Origin of the sequence: Micromonospora sp. ANENR4 (genome assembly GCF_015354395.1) — a bacterium.
GTDB lineage: Bacteria > Actinomycetota > Actinomycetes > Mycobacteriales > Micromonosporaceae > Micromonospora > Micromonospora aurantiaca.
Genome location: NZ_JADKYQ010000012.1, coordinates 156,712 through 176,167, shown reverse-complemented (window position 1 = coordinate 176,167; position 19,456 = coordinate 156,712). Strand labels below are relative to the sequence as shown.

Here is a 19,456-nt window from a genome sequence, read left to right as displayed (position 1 = left end):
GTCTCCTTGTTCGTGAGGGATGCCCTGCTCCACGATGGAGGGGTAACTTTCCATCGGGAAGTACGCACTTCGGAGTGCGTTGGGTACCCCCGGGTAGGAGGCGGACGATGCCGACGCAGACGGCGGCGGAGAAGCGGGCGCAGGCGCGGGAGGCGTACGACGCGTTCCTCGCCGGCTGCCCGAGCCGACAGCTCCTGGACCGGATCTCCGACAAGTGGGTGGCGCTGATCCTGGCCGCGCTCGGCCGCGACGGTCCCGACCGCAACGCGGAGCCGCAGGTCATGCGCTACTCCGAGTTGTCCCGCCGCCTGGCCGGGGTCAGCCAGAAGATGCTCACCCAGACGTTGCGCTCACTGGAACGCGACGGCCTGGTCATCCGCACCGTGACGCCGAGCGTGCCGGTGACCGTCACGTACGAGCTGACCGACCTCGGCCAGTCGCTGCACCGGCTGATGTACGGCATGAAGCTGTGGGCCGAGGCGCACATGGACGAGGTACACGCCAACCGCGAGCGGTACGACGCGGCCGCCCAGCACTGACCGGCTACGCCGGATTCTCCGAAACTTTCGGACCGCGTCGCGCTTCTCGTCGCGCTTCGCTCTCATGGTCATGTATGGACTCCCGCGCTGATCAGCCGGTTGAGTCCATGTTCGATTCGACATCGACATTGACCGATCGTGCCGTCGCGGATATCTTCCCAGGGAAGTTACCGGTACATCTTCGAAAAGTTTCAGGGCAGTGACGCGGGGGTGGGCGCACCGCCGGCTCCCACCCGCGTCCAGCCGGGCATCGCCAGCGCATCATCGTCCGATATGCAGAGGAGTGTCATGAAACATCTACCGAGGCGCAGCCACCGCGTGGTGCTGGCCGCCGTCAGCAGCGCGCTGGCCCTGGCCGGTGCTGCGCTCGTGGTGCCCAGTCTGGCCCAGGCAGCGGAGAGCACGCTCGGTGCCGCCGCCGCGCAGTCGGGCCGCTACTTCGGCACCGCCATCGCGGCGAACCGGCTGAACGACTCCACGTACAGCACCATCGCGGCGCGTGAGTTCAACATGATCACCGCCGAGAACGAGATGAAGCCGGAGGCGCTCCAGCCCAACCGGGGCCAGTTCAACTTCTCCTCCGGTGACCAGATCTACAACTGGGCAACCCAGCGCGGGCTGAAGGTCCGTGGCCACACGCTGGCCTGGCACGCGCAGCAGCCGGGTTGGATGCAGAGCCTGAACGGCAGCAACCTGCGTCAGGCGATGATCGACCACATCAACGGGGTGATGGCCCACTACCGGGGCAAGCTGGCCGCGTGGGACGTGGTGAACGAGGCGTTCAATGAGGACGGTAGCCGCCGTAGCTCGAACCTGCAGGGCACCGGTAACGACTGGATCGAGGTGGCGTTCCGTACCGCGCGGGCGGCCGACCCGTCGACGAAGCTCTGCTACAACGACTACAACATCGAGAACTGGTCGTACGGCAAGACGCAGGGTGTCTACAACATGATTCGGGACTTCAAGTCCCGTGGTGTGCCGATCGACTGCGTGGGTCTGCAGACCCACTTCACCGGCGGCAGTTCGCTGCCGAGCAACTTCCAGACCACGCTGCAGAACTTCGCTGCGCTGGGTGTGGACGTGGCGCTGACCGAGGTCGACGTGACCAACTCGTCCACCAGTCAGTACGCGGGTCTGACGCAGGCGTGCATCAACGTGCCGCGCTGCATCGGCATCACCGTCTGGGGCGTGCGTGACAGCGACTCGTGGCGCTCAGGCGAGAGCCCGCTGCTGTTCGACGGCGGCGGCAACAAGAAGGCCGCGTACAACTCGGTCCTCAACGTCCTCAACTCCGCGTCGCCCAACCCCACGCCGACCACGACGGCGACCGCGACCCCGACGACGACCCCGACCGCCGGACCGACCACGCCGCCGCCGACCACCGGCGCCAGCCGCATCGTCGGTAGCCAGTCCGGCCGGTGCATCGACGTACCGAACTCCTCGCAGAGCAACGGCACTCGGGTGCAGCTCTACGACTGCCACGGCCAGACCAACCAGCGGTGGACCTACACCTCCAGCCGGCAACTGACCGTGTACGGCTCGATGTGCCTGGACGCCGCCGGCTCCGGCAACGGCTCGGCAGTCCAGATCTACAGCTGCAACGGACAGGCGAACCAGCAGTGGAACGTCAACTCCAACGGCACCATCACCGGAGTCCAGTCCGGCCGCTGCCTCGACGTCTGGGGCACCGGCAACGGCCAGCAGGTGCAGCTCTACGCCTGCAACGGCCAGGCCAACCAGCGGTTCCAGCTCGTCGCGACGAGCTGACCTCCTCGTACGGAAAACGGCTCACCGTCGTGGTCTCGGCCACGGCGGTGAGCCGTTGCGTTGTGCCCGGTGTCAGCCGATCAGCAACTCCGTGCGGTAGTCGGCGGCCAGCGCGGCGGCCCGGTCCCGGCGCTCGGCCTGCTCCTCGTCGGTGAGAGCCGGCGGCGGCGAGGTGGGACCGTCCACCCGGTCGCCCACCCGCAGGAAATACTCGTCCTGCCCGGCCGGGGTGCACATGCAGAGCAGCCGCGCGGGCTGGTCGAAGGAATTGCGGAAGAAATGCGGCGCGTTCGCCGGAATGTTGATCGTGTCCCCGGCCCGCGCGACGGTCTGCTCACCCCGGAACGTGAACTCCACCGCCCCGTCGAGCACCGTGAACATCTCCTCGAAGTCGTGCCGGTGCGGAGGCGGCCCACCACCGGGTGGAACACGCATGTCGATCAGGCAGTACCGGCCGGCCGTCTGCTCGCCGGTGACCAGGATCGTGTAGGTGCCGCCCGCGATGGCGAGGTGCGCGAGGGCGGGGTCGTCGGGACGGGCGTGGACGAGGGTACGGGTCGGATCGTCGGACGGGATCGCACCGCTGGCCATCGGCTCTCTCGCTCTCCTCGATCGTCGGTCTGCGGATCGATCCCCCTCATAGCCATCCCGAAAGCCGCTAAACCTGGCACCGCCCGCGGACCGATCACCGCTCCCCGCCACCTCCGTGTCGGTACTCGCACTGCTTCTGCATCGCCTTGATCCTTCGCAGCCGGCCGATCAACTCGGCAGTGATCTGGTTCGGGTCGTCACTACCCTCGCTCCGGACGCCTACCGCGCGTCGCAGTTCAGTGAGCAACAGTTCCTTCAGCCTCTCGGACATCCCGGGCTCCCGTCAGCGACCGTGGTACATCAGGGCAGCCCACAAGGCCGGCTGGGTCAGGTCGGTCGTCATGACGGTGTACATGTGTGCACCGGTCAGAAACGGCGGCGGTACCCGATCGGTGTCGAGCATCCAGCGTTGCGTGGCGTTCACCGCTGCGGCGGGGCGCAGACGTCGGTCGACCAGGTACAGGTGGACCATGAACAGGGCGAGTGCCGCGATCGGGGCGGGCACCTCCCATCGCCAGCCGACGACCCCGGTGAAGCCGGCGTCCAGCAGCCTCGGTGCGGTGCCCTCCATGAACACGGCCAGCCCGCCTCCGCCGTGGAGGTCCGCCATGTCCAGTGTTCGGCCCCCGGCCAGCTCGAGCGTGTCGCCTCGCATTCCGCAGGCCAGGTGCACCACCGATGCCCCGGGTAGCCGCTTGAGCAGGTCGCCCGGTGTCCCGGCCGCGTCGATCGGCTCCAGCGATCTGCCCAGGCAGGCCGACCGTGGGTAGAACAGCCGCCGTACGACCATGACGTCGGCCATCGACGGGTCACGGTCGCCGCGTGGGTTGACGACGAAGAGCGGCTCGGCATCCACCGGTGGCGCCGGTCGTGCGGCCAGCCGAACCGCCTGGGCCCCGGACGTCACGTACGACAGCACGACGTCCTGCGCCAACCGGCGACCACCACCGGTGCGCACCGCGGCCAGCGCCAGCCGGTCGAGACCGCCGGTCGCGGCGATCAGCAGGTTGCCGCTGGTCCACCTTCCCAGGACCGCCGGCAGCCCGGGGTCGTCGGAGTTCAGCGGATCGGCCACGGGAACGTTGGCGAGCAGGTCGAGCCGGTCTGTCCCGGCGTGGAGGCAGAGCACTCCAGCGGTCCGTCCCACGTCGTCGGTCGGATGCAGATAGAGCAGGGCTGCGACGTCGAGTTCTCGGAGCGCAGCGGCGACCATCGCCGGTGTCGGTGGTTCTGCGGCGCCCGCCACCCGCGGTTCTACTCCGATGACGACTGCCAACACGTCACGGGTGAGGTGGTCGCCCGGTCGTTCGGGAGCGGCGCCGGCGACCTCCAACGCCACGAACGCATCCTCGGTCTGTCCGTCGGCGAGCATCCAGCCGGCGAATCGGGCCGCTCGGCACCGGTCCGGGTCCGGGCCACCGAGCGCGTTCACTCCCGCGTCGCGACTGAGCGCGGTGTCTCCGGCGGCGCCCCGACGCCGGTACGCCTCGGCGAGCCGCCACCAGGTGCGCGTACGCAGACCGCTGTCGTCGAGAGCGCGGGCGGCACGGGACAGCAGCGGGATCGCGGCCCCAAGATCGTGCAGCTCCAGCCGTACCGCGCCGAGGATCGCGGCCACCCGCGGCGGCTGTCGCCCCGGGAACGCGTCGACCGAGGCGCTGAGGGCTTCGCGATCGCCCCGGATCAGTGCGTCGAGCAGTCCCGCCAGTTCGCCGAGGGCGGGGTCGGCGGCGATGGGCTCGCCGGCCCGTACCGCAGCGGCGAGCCGCGCATGCGTGACCGCGACGGAAAGCGCCGGTGGCCGGGGGTCCGTCGGCACGGCGGCGGCGAAGGCTTCCAGGTCGACGGGTACGTCGTCGCGGAGCGCAACCACCGCCCGGCACAACTCGGCGAGCGCGGTCACCGCGGGCGGCGGGGAGGGGATCCGCTCCGCGTACGAGGAGAAGGTGCCGGCGATTGCCGTGATCGGCCCGGACAGCGGTCGGATGCCGTCCAGAAGCCCGCCTATCGCCTCGACAAGCACTATCGCGGCGGGGTGACCAGGTGGAACACGATCCGACGCGGCGGCGAGGTGGTCGGCTGCGGTGGACAGCGTGACGTCGGGGGCCTCGTCGCCGTCGTCACCCCAGCCGCTGCCGTCGCGTCGGTGTCGCAGGCACAACCCGGCGGCCAGCAGCAGCAGGTCGAGGCCGTGCTCCACCGGTGGGCCGTCCTCCTCGGCGGCGACCGCGTTGGCCGCCGCTCCCACGAGGGCGTCCAGGTCAGCGGCCGGCACCCCGGGGTCGCTGGTGAGTAGTACGCGGACCTGCTCCCAGACGGCGAGCCCGTGGTCCGGAACCAGTGCCCCGAGTTGTTCCCGCGCGACCCGGCGGGCCGAAGCCGTGATGGATGAGCCGGTCGGCGTAGTGGGGGCGGACCGGCGCGGCGGGATCGTCGGCTGCTCCGTTGCGGGGCCCGGCATGTCGAGGACCGGGTAGTCCATCGGGTCCGCGTTCAGCAACGACAGGTATGGACCCATGCCGCGTTGCAGGTGGCTCAGCTCCGCCGCCAGATGACTGAGCTTGCTGAGGTCGAAGCGGGCCAGATCACCGCTGAGCAGCGGCTGAATCATCTCCGTGATGTCGAGCATGGTGCGGGCGGCGGTGGCGATGTCGGGGTTGATCGACTCACGGGCCAAGACCTCGCGGAACAGCCGGGCGGCCTCGCTGATGTCCGCGCTCCCACTCGCCGGCGGACCGCCGAGGAACCCGCTGCGAGCGCCCGGGCCCAGCGCCTCGACCGCCCGGCTGAGGAACAGCTGGCCCAGGATCAGGGGTACCATCGTGGCCTGCACCGGCGGCAGAGTGGCGGACTTCGTCGCTTCGGCGAGCACGGACATGGCGACTTGCCGGTCCTGTGAAGCGCCCCCGTGAGCGGTGTAGCGGGTGGCTAGGAGCCAGCCGTACAGGGTCGCGATCTGGCCGCGTGCCGGATCGTCGCCCGCACATGCCAAGCGGTAGGCCTCACACCACGCATCGATCGAGGCGGACAGCCTGCCGAGTGAGGTGGGCTGGCCCGGCCCGATCCGCCAGTACTCCTGGCTCAGCTTCTGGCCGAGCCGCACCAGGGTCGGCAGCCGCGCCGGCCCCCGCAATCGGGTCAGATCATCCTGAAGCTTCGTCACGTCGTCGTCCATGGCGTCATGGCCCTCCGTTCATTACCGTCCCCAGTGGACGAATCCAGCCCAAGCGACCACACGTGCGGGGTCGGCATCCTCAAGCATTCGGCGCAGCGGGAGAGGCATCTTCCGCGGCGGCCGGCGATCGTCGTCGAGCATCCACAGCTGCGCCCGGTGCAGTGCGTCCCACGGCGCGCGTCGCTCGGTCGTCAGGAAGTGGTGAAACATGTACATGAGCAGGGACGTCTCCTGGTCGGGGACGCTCCACTGCGTCGACAGCACCGAGCGCGCGCCCGCCGCCATGAACATCGTCCCGAGGCTGTACGCCTCGTCGTACCCGTGGATCGACCGGCCGGAGTTGCAGGCCGCGAGCACCACCAGGGCGATGGGGCGGCGCCCGGCCCCGGTCATGACGCCCATCAACTCGTCCGCGGCAAGGTCGCCCTCCGCCAGCAGCAGGCGTGACGACGCGGATGTCCGGGCCGTCTCGATGACGCCGTGCGACGCGAGGTGCAGGAAGGTGCCGGCCCGGGAACTGTCGGCGCGTAACCAGGTGCGCACGTCGTCGGCGGTGCCCGCGCCGGAACGACTGACGCTCCCGTCCGGGCGCCGCCCGACATAGGTCGCGCCCGGATAGAAGACCTGGTGGATCGCGTACGCCTCGAGCCGCGCGGACCGCAGGTCCGACGCCCGGCCGGCGGTGTCCGGGTCGGCCACGATCATGCCGCCGGGACTCACCGGGATCGGCTCGGCCGCCGCGGTGTCGCACAGCATCCGCGCCGAGACGGCCTGCGTCAGCGCGACATGCTGCACCGCGTAGCTGCCGTCCGGAGCGCGCGCCGCCTGCCAGGGCACGCGGGCGAGGTCTCCCATAGGGATGAGGACGAGGCGCGGCAGGCGCTCTCCGCCGAGGTACGGCTTGAGCAACGGCCCCATCGCGGCCTTCCACGCCCATCCGCACACCTCGTCGAGGCTCTCGGCGAGTGCGGGTTCGTCGATCGGATCGAACTCGCGGAGGAGACGCCCGGCTCGACTCCCCACGGCGTTGAGATACCGCTCGACATCCGTGCCGGCGGCGATCGACAGGTGTGGCAGGGCGACGAAACGCGGAGGGCCCTCGGTCGGGGCGACCACCGCCCAGCCCGGTGCTGGTGACTCCGCCGGAACCAGGTACACGAGAGCATCCGCGCCGAGCCGGCCCAGCGCCTCCTGGATCTCGTCGAGGTCAGGCGCGTCGAGGAGACCCGTGTCCCGGGCCAGCACCGCGAGAACCTCCTCGCGCAGCCGCAGCGGCGGTTCGTCCACCGCCCGCCACCGGTCGGCCAGGTCGCGGTGCCCCGCCTCGACCAGCCGGGTGTACGGGTCGCGGAGCTCGGTGGCTGCGAACAACATCAGGCCGCGACCTGCGTCCAGCGCCCGTAGCGCGTCCGCCGGGTGGTGGTCGATCAGGAATCGGCCGGCGGCCGCCACCGCCTCCTTGGCCGCCTCGGCGGCGACGGCGCGAGCGGACATCGGGTCGGGTTGCAGCAGAATCCGCCACGTGTAGCCGCGTAGCCCTTCGAACGTGTGGATCCGGGACGGCCCGGCTTCGTCGCGTCGTCGCCGAAGCCCGGCGAGCATCTCGTTGACGAACGACCAGTTCGGGTGTTCCGGACCACCGGCCGACTCGCGGGCGCGCTCCAGCACCGTGATGGCCTCGTCGACGTCGGCGAGTGAGCCGGTCACTTCCGAGCGATGGGCCAGCCCCAGCGCGAGCGAGGCCAGGTGGAACACGTGGTGCGGGTGGGTGTCGGGGCTCAGCACCACGGCCTCACGCAGGGCGTCGAGACCGGTGTCGACGGTGTCCAGGTCGGTCTCGGCGCCCTGCCGCATCGTCATGCCGCCAAAGGCCACCAGCTGGGTCAGGCGGTCCGTCGCGGACCCGCCCGCCCGTACCCGGGGGATCACCGGCACCTCACCGTTGCTCATCGCGCCCAGTGCCTGCGCCATCGGTCCGGCCTCAGCCATCGCCTCCCGAAGCGGATGTCCCGGCGGAAGATCGGCGGACCGCTCGGCCACATCGGCGAACAGGGCAAGTGCCGTTCCGTCGTCGCCGGATTGATTGGCCTGGTAGGCGGCGACGAGGTCCGGCAGGATCGCCCGCATCGCGTCGAGCTCCGGGTTGCCCGCGACCAGCTCGCTGAGGTTCGACAGTGCCGTCTCGATCCTGCCTCCGCCGCCCTGGGGGTAGCCGGCGACCATCTCGAGCGTGGCCCCCGCGAGCTCGGCCAGTCGCCGGACCAGCGGATCGTCGGCGAACTCCGCAGCGAGGCGGTCCATCTCGGCGATCTTCGTGCGAACGTCGACGAGGCTTCCGTCATGGGCCGCGCTGAGCACCTCCTGGATCCGGGCGGCGGTCTGTGCTCGCCTGAGGTGCTCGGGCTCTCCCGCACGGCTGGTCATCGCTGCTCCTTCCGGCCTGCCTTCTAGAGATCTGACGGACGATCCGGGCGGTCGAACAGCTCGAGCAGCGTCTCGATGACGTGATCGAGACGATCCGGATCGCCGATCAGGGCGCCGACCTGCTCCGCACCCATCGGGTCGTCGCCGGGAGCCCGGTCCAGACCGTGGGCCGCCGGCAGCGCGCCGAACACCGTGCCCAGGACCTCCGTGACGAGCACACGCAAGTCCTCGCCGGCGTCCCGCCGGCTCTCCATCAGTGCGATCGCCCGAGCGGCGAGCTCGAGCATCAGGGCGTCGTCCTTCTCGTGCCGCTCGACCAGGGCGAGCGGCTCAGGCTCGGCGTACTCGCCGGACGATTCACGCCGTGGGAGGTGCACCGGCGCCCGCTTGCGGCCGAGCGGCCCATCCACGTTCCGCTCGTACCAGGTCGGGCGCTGCCGCATCGCGGCCAGCACGACCTCGATCTCGTCGGCGACCTGCGACTCTCCGACGCTGTGGTCACCGGTGCGTGCGGCGCGCCGCGCAGTCCAGGCGGAGAGGGGCCACAACGAGGAGCCCGCGGTGGCCTCGGTACCGACCCAGTCGAGGATCGCCACGGCCAGGTCCGACAACCAGGGGTCCCGGTCCACCGCCTCGGCCAGCCACTTCGGCACGCGCGGTCGCTGCGGTGCGCCCCGTTCACCACGTCGACGGCGGTAGCCGTCCACTGTCGCCCTGCGCATCCGCATGGTCAGCCAGCCCTCGAGGTTGTCGATCGGCACGTCGGCATGTGCGAACAGGTCGTCGAGAACCGCCTCGACGTCGTCATGGAAGCGGTCGAGGCAGTCGGGCGAGAGCCGCTGCACACCCATGGCGCAGATGTGGTGCCCACGCCCACGCTCCACCCGCCTGGTCACGCGCAGGAAGATCAGCGGCCAGGCGAGCTCGGCGGCGGCGGCGCGGAGCCGCCGGCGCTCCGCTTCGGCCGATGCCGCGAAATGCCGTGCGAGCGCGCCCTGCCGGGCAAGCTCACGGACGACATCCGTCGTGGCGGGTTGCTTTTCGGGATTGACCACGGCGAACTCCTCCGTACCTCGACGTTTGCATCGATCGTCTTGACGGGGTCGCGGTCGGGCGAGGCGTGGCGGTGGAGATACCGGGAAATGCGTACGTGGCCCGTCGCATACGTACGGGCCACGTACCTTCCCCGATCGATCAGGACATCTCGCTCGGCGGACGCGGAGTCGGGTCGAGGGCGAGCACCACGCTGGCGGCGGTCGCCCCGTTGAGGAAGACGGTGACCGCCCGGCCGGCGCCGTCGTACAGCCCCAACTCGACGGTGGTGCGGTTGGTCATCGCCTCCCGGACCAGCCGGACCACACCGGATGCGTCAGCGTCGGCGATGAACCACTCGGCCGGGCCGATGATGAGCTTCTTGGTCATGCTCGTACTCCTTGTCGTGATGGTGAGTGGGACGGATCAGGCCACCTCGTCCACGCAGAACGTGAACGAGAAGTCTTGTGGGTGCCGCACGTGGCGGCCGATCCCGAACTGCTCCTGTGCCAGCAGGGACGTGCGGTAGAGCCCGACGCTCTGTCCCACCACACCGGTGAGCAGCTCGTAGGCCGTGTTGACCAGGACCGCGCCGGCGCCCATGAGGGCGACCGCGACGGCGGCGTGTGGCGCGGTCATGGCCAGTCCGGCGACCTCGGCGACGGCCCCGTGCACCACCGGGTCGGTGAGCTTCTTCTCGAGTAGCGCGCTGAGCGCCAGGCTGCCTGTGGTGTCCCGGGAGACCCACACCGCGATGTCCAGAAAGTCCTCGGCCGGCCCGTGATAGATGAGCACGTCGTCCAGGGGTAGGCGGTCACCGTCGCGTACGTTGCTGAACCGCATGGTCTCCGCGCGATAGATCGGCTGCCCGCCGGACCCGCCGGTGAGCACCACCGCGTCCACCCGGATGTCCGCGCTGCCCAACGCCCGATTGCGGTGGACCACGAGCTCGGCGATGCGGACGGCGAGCTTTCCCGGCGCCGTGCCGCGTGGCGACAGCAGCCGGATCGGCTGCGCGGGCCGCTCGTCGACCAGGAAAACGGCTCGTTCCGCCGTGGGAGGTGGCGTCGGACTGAGCATGAAATCGATCGGTTGCACGGCGTAGCGGACCTGGCCGGCGGGCTCGGGACCGACTTCACGAGTGGCGCCGGTGGCGATCTGTGCGAGCAGGTGGGTCAGCCCGGATCCAGTCGCCCGTCGGCCGTCTCCCCGTACGCCCGGCCGCTGCAGGCTGGACACGTCGACCGGACCGTCACTGACCAGGACCAGTACGGTCTCGGGCCGAGTCGCCGACATGTCGATACCGTCCGGCCAGCTGACGGCGACGCCGGTCAGCTCGTTACGGTCCTCGTTCCAGCCGTACGTGTAGGAGGCACCGGGCTCGAGTCGGACGCCACTCGGGTCGGAGTGCGTGAGCAGCGCGATCCGGTACGAGACGCCGATGTCGACGAGTGAGACGAACACATCGAGGTCGCCCTCGTTCGTCACCCGGAAGAAGATCCGCTCGTCGGCCTGCGCGAACAGGAGTTCCCCGGAGGGTGCGAGTGGCGTCTCCCGGCCGTCGCGCACGCGGCCCCACTCGGTGCGTACCGACTGCCGTAGTGGTCGGCTCGGATCGCCGCTCAGCCGCCGCAATGCCGTGGCCTGGGCGATCCGTCGGAGGTTGGCGACGACGGCACCGACGCCGGCTGGGCTCGGCCGGTACGGCAGGTGCAGCGGCCCTGCCTCGTCCCGCACCGCGAGGCGGCCCTGCTCGTCGACGGTGACCTCGACGGTGACCTCGCCGCTGGTCTCCACGTCCTGCGCGGCCAGTCGTAGCATCGGGTGCAGGACGATGCTCTCGGCGAGTTCCGCCGTCACCGGATGGTCCGACGGCAGCCGCACCGCCAGCGCGGGCGGCGCAGCGCTGGTGCGGTACGCGCGAGCGTCGGACGGCACGGCCTGCCCCGGTGCCGTGAGTCGCAACCGCGCGGCGGCGGCTGCGGGCAGCAGGTGGGTGACCACCGCCGTGCCCATCGCCGGCCCGTCCTGCGAGCTGGTCGCGTCTCCACGCATGATCGCGAACTCGTCGCCCGTCCGGACACCGAGCAGCGGCGCGCCGAGCAGCCGGATCCGGTCCGGGCCGTCGACCGCGACGGGTAGCGCGTCCAGCGCGTCCGCTTCGGTCGTCTCGAACAGCTGGCGCCCGGACGGGCCCTCGACCTCGGGTCGCTGCGCGGCCACGAACGTCTGCACCTCACGACGGACCGCGTCCACCAACGCGGCCCAGCTGATCCGCAGCCCGTCCGTCTCCCGCAGCGCGCGAGACAGCGCATCGGTGAGCAGGCCCATCTCGACGCCGTCCCGGTTGACGCTCTCCCAGGACGAGCCGGACGGCGAACACGCCACCACTCGCACCGCGTGCGGATTGCCGATCAATGGTCGTCGGTCGATCGGAAGGCCTTCGGCGACCAGCCTCTGTACCTGCCGTTCCACGCTCTCGTACGTCGGTCGCCACCGCGCCCGCGCGTCCCGCAGCAGCGCCTTCACCCGCCGTTCGGGCTGCCGGGACATGTGCGCGGCGTGGCAGCAGTCGAAGATCACGGTGACGTTGTGGGTGCGGTCGGTGAGCCCGGCGAGCAGGACTGAGAGTTCGACGTCGGTGATACCGCGGAAGTCGTCCTCGTCCGAGTCCGCGTAGTCGTCCGGCACGATGAACTGCAGGTCGCGACCGTCGGGTGACCGTAGGCGACCACCGTGGCCGCTGTAGTAGACGACGACTGCGTCGTCCGTGCCGGCGTCGGCGGTCAGCTTCTCGTAGGCGTCGCGAATCCCGGCCCGGGTAGCGTACGGAGTGACCAGCCGCTGGACGTCGAAACCGCGCGGTGTCAACGCCTGCTCCATCGCGTCGACGTCGTTGAGTACGCCGGCCAGGCCGTGGGTCTGCGCACCGATCAACAGAGCTTTTCGCGTCATGCCCGTCACTGACGGACAGGCGGGCGTGTGGTCAGTCGAAGAGCCCTTCGCGACGGGCGAGGGCGATCGCCTCCACGGCGCTGTGCACGCCGAGCTTCGCGTACACCCGTTCGAGCTGCTTGTCCACGGTCCGCTTCGCCACGCCGCGGGCGTTTGCGATACCCACCGGGTCCTTACCCTCGTAGCGAAGACGAAGGGTGTCCAGTTCCGCCGGGGTGAGGTCGAAGGGGCGCCGGGCCGGCGCCGGGCGGTCGGCGAGGTCGAGGCCGATCCTCGCGGCGAGTTGCCGCACCCGGTCGCGCAGGGGCACGGCGCCGAGAGTCTTCGCCACCTGGTAGGCGTTGCGCGCCGGTTCGCGGGCTGCCTTCGGATCGGCGGCCGCGAGCGCCAGGGCCTGCCGCCAGTGGGCATAGGCGGCCGGGTAGGGCCGGTCGAGTCTCGCCCAGCCGTGCGCGACCCGCTTCCAGCCGGTGGCGGTGTCCGCGCCTCGGATACGCAGCCGTTCGGCCTTGCAGAGCAACACGAGTTGGTCGATCTCGTCTTTCGCCGGCTGTCGGCGAGCATCCGACGCGAGAAGGGCGATCCGGTCGCCGTCGGCCGCTGCGCCGTGCGGATCGACCGTCGCACGGTCGGCCGCGCAGCGCATCCCCACCGCGCAGAGGCGCAGCAGCTCGAGCGCGTTCTCACCTCCACGCACCGCCGCCACGCCCCGGAGCACCTCGTCCGCCGCCCGCGCGAGATCGTTCTCGGCGAGTGCCAACTCCGCTCGGACTCCGTGCAACGGGCCCAGGAACCGAGGGTCCTCGCCGTGCTCCACGTTCTCGATCGAGGTGAGCAACTCGCGCGCCTGGTGGAGATCGCCACGCGCCACCTTGATCTCGGCGAGCGTGAGACGCGGATAGAGGCTTTCCGCCGGCAGCCGGTCCAGGGTCACCTCGGTGATGATCTTTTCGGCGTCGTCCCACTCACCCAGCAGCACGAGCGCGGCGCTCGAATTGTTGGCCAGCACCGTCCCCTGCCGCGTACCGGCCAGGTCGAACCGACGGGCCTCGTCCAACGCCGCCATCGTCACCTCGGCGGATTCCCGCAGGCGCCCGGCGTGCTCCAGGACCAGACCCAGGTTTCCGTAGGCCCGGAAGAGATCCTCGATATGGTTGGCCGACCTGGCGATCTCGATGGACCGGCGCAGCCGCACCTCGCCCTCCGGATCGCCGAGCATGCCGAGGGCCAGGCCGGAGATGTTGAGGGCCCGCCCTCGGACGGCCTCATCCTCGACCGTGGTCGCCATGGTCAACGCCTTGTCCGCGGTCCTGCGGCCCTCCTGGTAGTGCCCGGCCTGCAGGTGGGCGAGCGCGATCCCGGCCAGGACCCGAGCCTTCACGGCCGAGGGGCGGCTGTGGGCCAGCAACGTGGCCGCCTCGCGGAACACCTCACCGGACTCGGCCCGCCGGCCGGCTTCCCACAGGTAGGTGGCGCGTCGCTCGTGCATCTCGCCCAGCCGATCGGGGTCGCCGTCGTTGTCGGGTGCGTCGATGGCCTCCTCGACGAGTTCCAGGGCCTGGTCGACCCGTCCGGACCAGCGGGCCGCCTCGGCCGCCTCGGCGAGTAGCTGCGAGCGGGTCACACCGGCTCGGGCCTGCGGATCGGCGACGCGGTGCCACAACCGCAGGGCTCGATCGAACTGCACCTCGGCCGAGGAGAACGCCAACGTCCGGGCTGCTGCCCGGCCGGCCTGCACGGCGTACGTGAGCGCCTGCGGCCAGGCGCCCGCCTGATACCAGTGGCTGGCCTGCTCGGCTACGGCCGAGCCGTCGATCAGTGACAACCGGGGGTCGGCTGCCAACGCCTCGGCCATCGCGGTGTGCAGATCCACCTGAGTGTCCCGGACCGTCTCCTGGTAGACCACCTCGCGCAGCAAGGCGTGCCGGAAGCTGTAGCTGTCCTCCTGGCCGGCAACGAGCATCTGCTGGTCGAAGCACTCCTGCAACGCGTCCCGCAACGTCTCGGCCGGTAAGCCGCTCACCGTCCGCAACAGCCGCCGGCTCATCGCCCGCCCGGCCACAGCCGCGACCCGTAGCACCTTGAGAGCTTCCTCGCTCAGACCACCCAGGCGGGCGAGCATCACCGAGCGGATGTCCGGTGGCAGCTGGACGTCTTCGTCCCGACCGGCGAGGGCGCCGGCGGCCACCAACTGCTCGGCGTAGAACGGGATGCCGTCGGACCAGCGCAGGCAGCGCTCCACGAGTCGTGGATCGACCCGCCCGGAGCTGCCCGCCGCGACGAGACAGCGCATCTCCTCGAGCGTGAAGGCCGGAAGTTCGAAGCGTTCGGTGCGGCGGAGGAACGTCGTGCCGGCCAGCAGTTGCCACAGTGAGTCGCCGCGCCGGGGGTTGGCGCGGTAACTGCACACGAAGAGAAGCCGGCGGCCGTCCGGGGGCGCCTGGGCCAGATGCCGCACCAGGTCGAGCGTCGAAGGGTCGGCCCAGTGCAGATCCTCCATGATCAGCACGACCGGGTTCTCCGCCCCGATGTGGTCGAGCATCCGGCGGACCGCCAGGAAGACCTGCTGGGGCGTGTGCATGGCGTCGCCCTCGAGATCGAAGAAGGCGGTCAACTTCCGGTACGCCGGGCCGCCGAGTTCCGCAGCCTCCTGGTCGCCGTGCTCCCGGCCGAACGTCTCCAACGCTTCGAGCAGCGGGGCGTACGGCATCGGGTCGCCGAAGTGCTCCTCACACGCGCCGGACAACACGTGGGCGCCGGATTCCCGTGCCTCGCGTGCGAACGCGGCCACGAGCCGGCTCTTGCCGACTCCCGGCTCTCCACCGATCAGTACCGTACGGGCCGTGCCCTGCCCCGCCTCGGACAGGCGGCGCCGCAATGTGTTCAGCTCGTGGTCGCGGCCGACGAACACCGGCTCCTCGGGCACGTTCACCGTCCTTCGTCGAAGCTATCGACCGCGCCCGATCTCGATGATATCCAGCACCGTGGCGACGATCCGGTCCAGTTCGCTGCTGTCACGCAGCACCCGCTCCAGGCGGTCGTCGTACGCGCGCCCGAGGTGACCTCCACCCGCGTCCGCGCCGAAGACCGTGTCGAGCACCTCGGCCACCACTGTCGGCGCAGCCTCGCCCCGGGCGAGGCGGACCCGGATGAGTTGGACGGCCCCGTGAGCCAGCGCGGTGAGTAACCGCTCGTTCTCGGCCTCGGCGTCGACCGGGACGTCGCCCCGGTCGTCGAGGAGCGCCGACGAGGCGACCGGAGCCTGCTTGTGGCCGAGCGGCCCTTCGACGTACTGCTCGTACCACTGCGGACGACTGCTCATGGCGTGCAGGACGGTGCGGATGTCGGCCTGCAGGTCCGTCTCGCCGTACGTCGACCAGCCACCGTGCCGCTCGCAGCGTCGTACCACCCAGCTCTCGGTGGGCCACAGCTCGTAGCCGGCGGTGGCCGGCGTACCCGCCCACAGCAGGATCTGGGTAGCCAGATCGAGCAGCCACGGCTCACGGCCCAGTTCGTCGGCCAGCCAGGCCGGCACGCGGGGACGCTGCAACGCCCCGTGCTCACCACGCCGTCGCCGGTGGGCATCGACAGTGGCCGGGATCAGACGGCTGGCGATCCAGCCCTCCAGGTTCTCGATCCGTGCGCTCGCTTTGCGGGCCACGTCGTCGACCACAGCCTCGACGTCGTTCTCGAACCGGTCCAGGCATTCGGCCGCCAGGTGTCGCACCGAGGCGGCGCAGCTGACATGACCCCGGCGCATCTCGATCTTGCGGGTGAGTCGCTGATACACGACCGGCCAGGCGATGGAGTACGTCGCACCGGTGAGCCGCGAACGGCGCGGACCAGAGGCGCCCGCGATCGTGGTAGCCAGCAAACCCTGGCGCGCCAGATCCCGGACCTCGTCGACGCCGTCGGTGTGGGGCGATCCGAGCACCGCACCCTCCTCATAGTGGACCAACGAAGGTGACTCACCTTGGACCAGGGAATTGCGCACGGTGAACGGCGAGATGAATCGTTTCAGTCGACGGTCAGTCGAGGCGATGCGCGGCTCAGAGGTCGGGTTATCCCCGATTGGTCCACAACGGAGGGTCGACAGGACGATAGATCCGGATGAACGTCGTAGTCCGAAAGCATGACCCTGTCTTGATCGGAAACGGCCTGCCGGTGGCCGCTGATTGCGGGCATGCTGGCGGTGGGCTCGACTCTACGGCCGACAGGAGCGCAACCATGGACGAGGATCCGACCTCCGCCGAGCTGCGCGAATATCTCACGTCGGAGCTGCGCGAGGCGGGCGCGGCGGCCGTCCGAGCGGGTGCGGATCCGGACGCGGTGACGGCTGATCTGAAGGAGCGGCTCCGGCGGATCAACGAGATGCTGGCCGCAGCGGAAGAGGCCACCCATCCGGACCCGGCCGACTGACCGACGCACTGAGCGGCGTCGCAGTCGGCAATCGGTCAGTGGCAATCCCCGTCATGCCCTTGACGACATCGTTGATGCTCTTCACCGGTCCTCTCTGGTCCAGCCGAGGAGGCGACGGTGCAGCACGCCGGCCGGTGGCAAGGGCATGCACCCGTCGCTCAAGATGGATGAGCGCCTTGTGCGCGCGAGATCATGTACTGCTCGAAGTGGATCATCCAGGCAACTCTGGTCCGTAATGCTCATGAGCAAGGTGGTAAGAGCGTGTGGTCACGGTCCCCGCACCCGGGAACACCGGAGCGGGGAATCGCGCCATGCGGAACCCTGGCCGCGGCAGTAATTGCGGCCTGGCATCATCCGGCGGTCCACGAACCTGTTGGGAAACCCATGTAGAACGTCTGGCCACTTCGTGTGGGTGTAATCGACGCGCTCGATCCCTGAGGGGTGTTCTTGGCGCACTGGACTCCCATCACGACATCCTGCGCCTGGTTCAGGTTGACCTTGGCGTAGACGATGTCGTCTCCACTGTCTCCGCCGCTGCTGACGTTCGAGACGGCATAGTTCACGCCCGTCACATAGTTGCCGTTGCCGGGACACCACCCCCACCATCTCGGGGTGACGAGATACACGTAGCCAGTAGCGGCCTGCGCAGGCCCGGGTGCGACGATGGCCGCCCCTGCCAGGATGCTTGTGGTTGCGATGGCGCGCGTAACCCACCGTAGGAGCAGAGTGTCTCTCATGGCTGGCCTCCCTGGCTGCTAAGGCGGGCATCAATGGTCGGTTCTCTAGCCCGCCGACGACTAGGTTCAATGATCGGGCAATTCTCTGGGGTCGTTCGGCCGCTTGCACGTCGAGCTGGCTAGTGCAATAAATGGTCAGTGGGTGCTCTGAGTGGCTCGGCCGGTGGTCGCGGCCGTCCGTACCGTTCGCCGCGGCGTACGCCGCAGGGCACGTTTCAGCACCGGGTCGGTTGGTTGCTTCGGGTCAACCGCCTCTACGGCCCAGAAGCGCGCTGGCAGCGAGAGGCGGGATTTGCCGCGGACTTTCAAGGCGGCTGCTGGCGGGAGCACACGAGCGTCTATCGGATCTCCCGCTGGGAGACGGCAAAGGTCCGCGTACCCCACCTGGCGGTCCGGCGGTACGAGGAACTACTGCAGGTGCCGGCACATCAGCTGACTGTGCTGATCGATGCAATCAGCCGTTACTTCGCCGCCTCGCCCGGGGATGCGCCGATGCTGCAGCGGCCGCGCCGGGATGAGTCAGCAGCCGTCGACCGGATAGCCGAACTACTGGAGTCCGTCCAGTCCGACGACGTGGTGACTGGGGCGCAGTGGGACGAGTTGACCGCTCTGCTCGCTGGCACCGGTCCGGTGATGTTGCCGCGATCCAGGTGGGCGCATATCGCGGAGCGACTTTTGGCCGAGATGATCGTGTCTCATGGCGTGGCCTGGGCTCAGCGCTACGAGGCCCTCAATCGCCTGCTCGGCCACCCACTCGGCCAGCAATCGGCGGTCGCTGCGTGCAGCAGCCTCGCGGCTGATCGCACCAACCAGGTGTTCATCGAGACGGTCAGTGTGCTCGATGCCAGTCCGCATCCAGACGCAGCCGCACATGTTCTCAAGCAACTCGCCCAGCCCACTAACGGCCGGGCTCAGTACGGCGCTCTTCTTGCCTGCGTACGCAAGCTGCGGTTTGGGCACTTCAGCGAACCCCAGGTACGGCAGTTGGTGCCAATCGTCAACGACTTTGCCACGAACCCTACCCACTATGAAGACGCACGCCTGCTCGCTGCCGAACTCATCCGGCGGATTCCGGCGGACCTGCCATCCGATCTCCGTCGGCGGCTGCGCGAAGCGGCCTTCCACAACGACGTCGCGGCACGCGGGTCGTTGCCGGAGTCAAGCCCGAAGCGCGTCTTGGCTGAAGGTATCGCCAACTCGACCGTCGCAAGAATGGCGAGTCATGTTCCGCGCTTCCTCGACACGCTGCTGCCCGACCTCATCGAGGAGATGCTGTTCAGCCCTGTCTTCGATGTACGGCTGAACGCGGCGCTCCTGCCCTTCGGAACGCCGTACCGTGCACCGCTGGCCGCCAGCCTGGCCATTGAAGTAGTCAACCAGGTCCGCGGCGGTGAGACAGGGGTCGCTCGAACACTGATCGAAGCACTGCGCATCCTCGGAAGCGACAAGGAGCGCGCCCTCGTTGAGCAGCTCACCTTGGCGCCTGGCCTTCCGCCTCAACTCGTTCTCGCCGCAGCATCAACGCTCGGACACCTCGGCGGCAGTAGTTCAGACCACTACTGGACAACTGCCATCAACCAGCACGCTCGACACTGGCACCGTAGTGGAGGCAGAACAAGCGCATCTGTTTTGGACGCACTGATCTACGGCCTCGGCATCTCACGAAACATGACTATTCTCCGACGTATCCGCGATCGTATCGACGTCCCCCCACCCGCCCGGACCGCTGCTGGGTGGTGGCTCAATCTGCCGATATCGGTGTATGAGAGCGCGAATCGGTAGCCTGACGACAGCCAGCACTGGACGCTTGCCGCATC

Annotated in this window: 13 protein-coding genes; 4 read left to right on the top strand and 9 right to left on the bottom strand. The window is 69.5% G+C overall.

What is annotated here, in order from left to right:
- Positions 1 to 107: 107 nt before the first annotated feature.
- Both IRY44_RS22045 and IRY44_RS22040 read left to right on the top strand, forming a co-directional pair.
- Positions 108 to 539, top strand: a complete 432-nt coding sequence (locus tag IRY44_RS22045; protein ID WP_194802143.1) for a helix-turn-helix domain-containing protein — start codon at positions 108 to 110, stop codon at positions 537 to 539.
- A gap of 288 nt (positions 540 to 827) precedes the next feature.
- The gene (locus tag IRY44_RS22040) at positions 828 to 2,306 is read left to right on the top strand and encodes an endo-1,4-beta-xylanase (protein WP_194802142.1); all 1,479 of its coding nucleotides are present in this window, start codon (positions 828 to 830) and stop codon (positions 2,304 to 2,306) included.
- A gap of 72 nt (positions 2,307 to 2,378) precedes the next feature.
- Here IRY44_RS22040 and IRY44_RS22035 read toward each other — a convergent pair whose 3' ends face one another.
- The 8 genes from IRY44_RS22035 to IRY44_RS22000 form a co-directional block, all read right to left on the bottom strand.
- Complete coding sequence (locus tag IRY44_RS22035; RefSeq protein ID WP_194802141.1) at positions 2,379 to 2,897, bottom strand: cupin domain-containing protein; 519 nt, start codon at positions 2,895 to 2,897, stop codon at positions 2,379 to 2,381.
- A gap of 283 nt (positions 2,898 to 3,180) precedes the next feature.
- Entirely contained in the window at positions 3,181 to 5,730 is a 2,550-nt protein-coding gene (locus IRY44_RS22030; RefSeq protein ID WP_194802140.1) for a hypothetical protein, read from the bottom strand.
- A gap of 363 nt (positions 5,731 to 6,093) precedes the next feature.
- Positions 6,094 to 8,496, bottom strand: coding sequence for a CHAT domain-containing protein (locus tag IRY44_RS22025; RefSeq protein ID WP_194802139.1), 2,403 nt, complete (start codon positions 8,494 to 8,496; stop codon positions 6,094 to 6,096).
- A gap of 23 nt (positions 8,497 to 8,519) precedes the next feature.
- Positions 8,520 to 9,551, bottom strand: coding sequence for a hypothetical protein (locus IRY44_RS22020; protein ID WP_194802138.1), 1,032 nt, complete (start codon positions 9,549 to 9,551; stop codon positions 8,520 to 8,522).
- 139 nt (positions 9,552 to 9,690) lie between these two features.
- A complete protein-coding gene (locus tag IRY44_RS22015; protein WP_194802137.1) occupies positions 9,691 to 9,918 on the bottom strand; it encodes a hypothetical protein in 228 nt (75 codons plus the stop codon).
- Between the two features lie 36 nt (positions 9,919 to 9,954).
- Complete coding sequence (locus tag IRY44_RS22010; RefSeq protein ID WP_194802136.1) at positions 9,955 to 12,483, bottom strand: caspase family protein; 2,529 nt, start codon at positions 12,481 to 12,483, stop codon at positions 9,955 to 9,957.
- Positions 12,484 to 12,514: 31 nt separating this feature from the next.
- A complete protein-coding gene (locus tag IRY44_RS31340; protein ID WP_194802135.1) occupies positions 12,515 to 15,409 on the bottom strand; it encodes an AAA family ATPase in 2,895 nt (964 codons plus the stop codon).
- 21 nt (positions 15,410 to 15,430) lie between these two features.
- The gene (locus IRY44_RS22000) at positions 15,431 to 16,417 is read right to left on the bottom strand and encodes a hypothetical protein (protein WP_194802134.1); all 987 of its coding nucleotides are present in this window, start codon (positions 16,415 to 16,417) and stop codon (positions 15,431 to 15,433) included.
- A gap of 293 nt (positions 16,418 to 16,710) precedes the next feature.
- On the opposite strand from IRY44_RS22000, the gene IRY44_RS21995 reads away from it, so the two are divergent.
- Positions 16,711 to 16,902, top strand: coding sequence for a hypothetical protein (locus IRY44_RS21995; protein WP_194802133.1), 192 nt, complete (start codon positions 16,711 to 16,713; stop codon positions 16,900 to 16,902).
- 350 nt (positions 16,903 to 17,252) lie between these two features.
- Here IRY44_RS21995 and IRY44_RS21990 read toward each other — a convergent pair whose 3' ends face one another.
- On the bottom strand, positions 17,253 to 17,639 hold the full coding sequence (locus IRY44_RS21990) for a hypothetical protein (RefSeq protein WP_194802132.1): 387 nt from the start codon (positions 17,637 to 17,639) through the stop codon (positions 17,253 to 17,255).
- A 138-nt stretch (positions 17,640 to 17,777) separates the two neighbouring features.
- On the opposite strand from IRY44_RS21990, the gene IRY44_RS21985 reads away from it, so the two are divergent.
- Positions 17,778 to 19,421 carry a hypothetical protein gene (locus tag IRY44_RS21985; RefSeq protein WP_194802131.1) on the top strand — a complete coding sequence of 548 codons (1,644 nt, stop codon included), beginning with the start codon at positions 17,778 to 17,780 and terminating at the stop codon, positions 19,419 to 19,421.
- Positions 19,422 to 19,456: the final 35 nt, after the last annotated feature.

Coding starts and splice junctions, on each gene's coding strand:
- IRY44_RS22010 (WP_194802136.1), bottom strand. CDS start 12,483: ATGACGCGAAAAGCTCTGTTGATCGGTGCGCAGACCCACGGCCTGGCC.
- IRY44_RS22040 (WP_194802142.1), top strand. CDS start 828: ATGAAACATCTACCGAGGCGCAGCCACCGCGTGGTGCTGGCCGCCGTC.
- IRY44_RS22035 (WP_194802141.1), bottom strand. CDS start 2,897: ATGGCCAGCGGTGCGATCCCGTCCGACGATCCGACCCGTACCCTCGTC.
- IRY44_RS21995 (WP_194802133.1), top strand. CDS start 16,711: ATGGACGAGGATCCGACCTCCGCCGAGCTGCGCGAATATCTCACGTCG.
- IRY44_RS22025 (WP_194802139.1), bottom strand. CDS start 8,496: ATGACCAGCCGTGCGGGAGAGCCCGAGCACCTCAGGCGAGCACAGACC.
- IRY44_RS22045 (WP_194802143.1), top strand. CDS start 108: ATGCCGACGCAGACGGCGGCGGAGAAGCGGGCGCAGGCGCGGGAGGCG.
- IRY44_RS21990 (WP_194802132.1), bottom strand. CDS start 17,639: ATGAGAGACACTCTGCTCCTACGGTGGGTTACGCGCGCCATCGCAACC.
- IRY44_RS22015 (WP_194802137.1), bottom strand. CDS start 9,918: ATGACCAAGAAGCTCATCATCGGCCCGGCCGAGTGGTTCATCGCCGAC.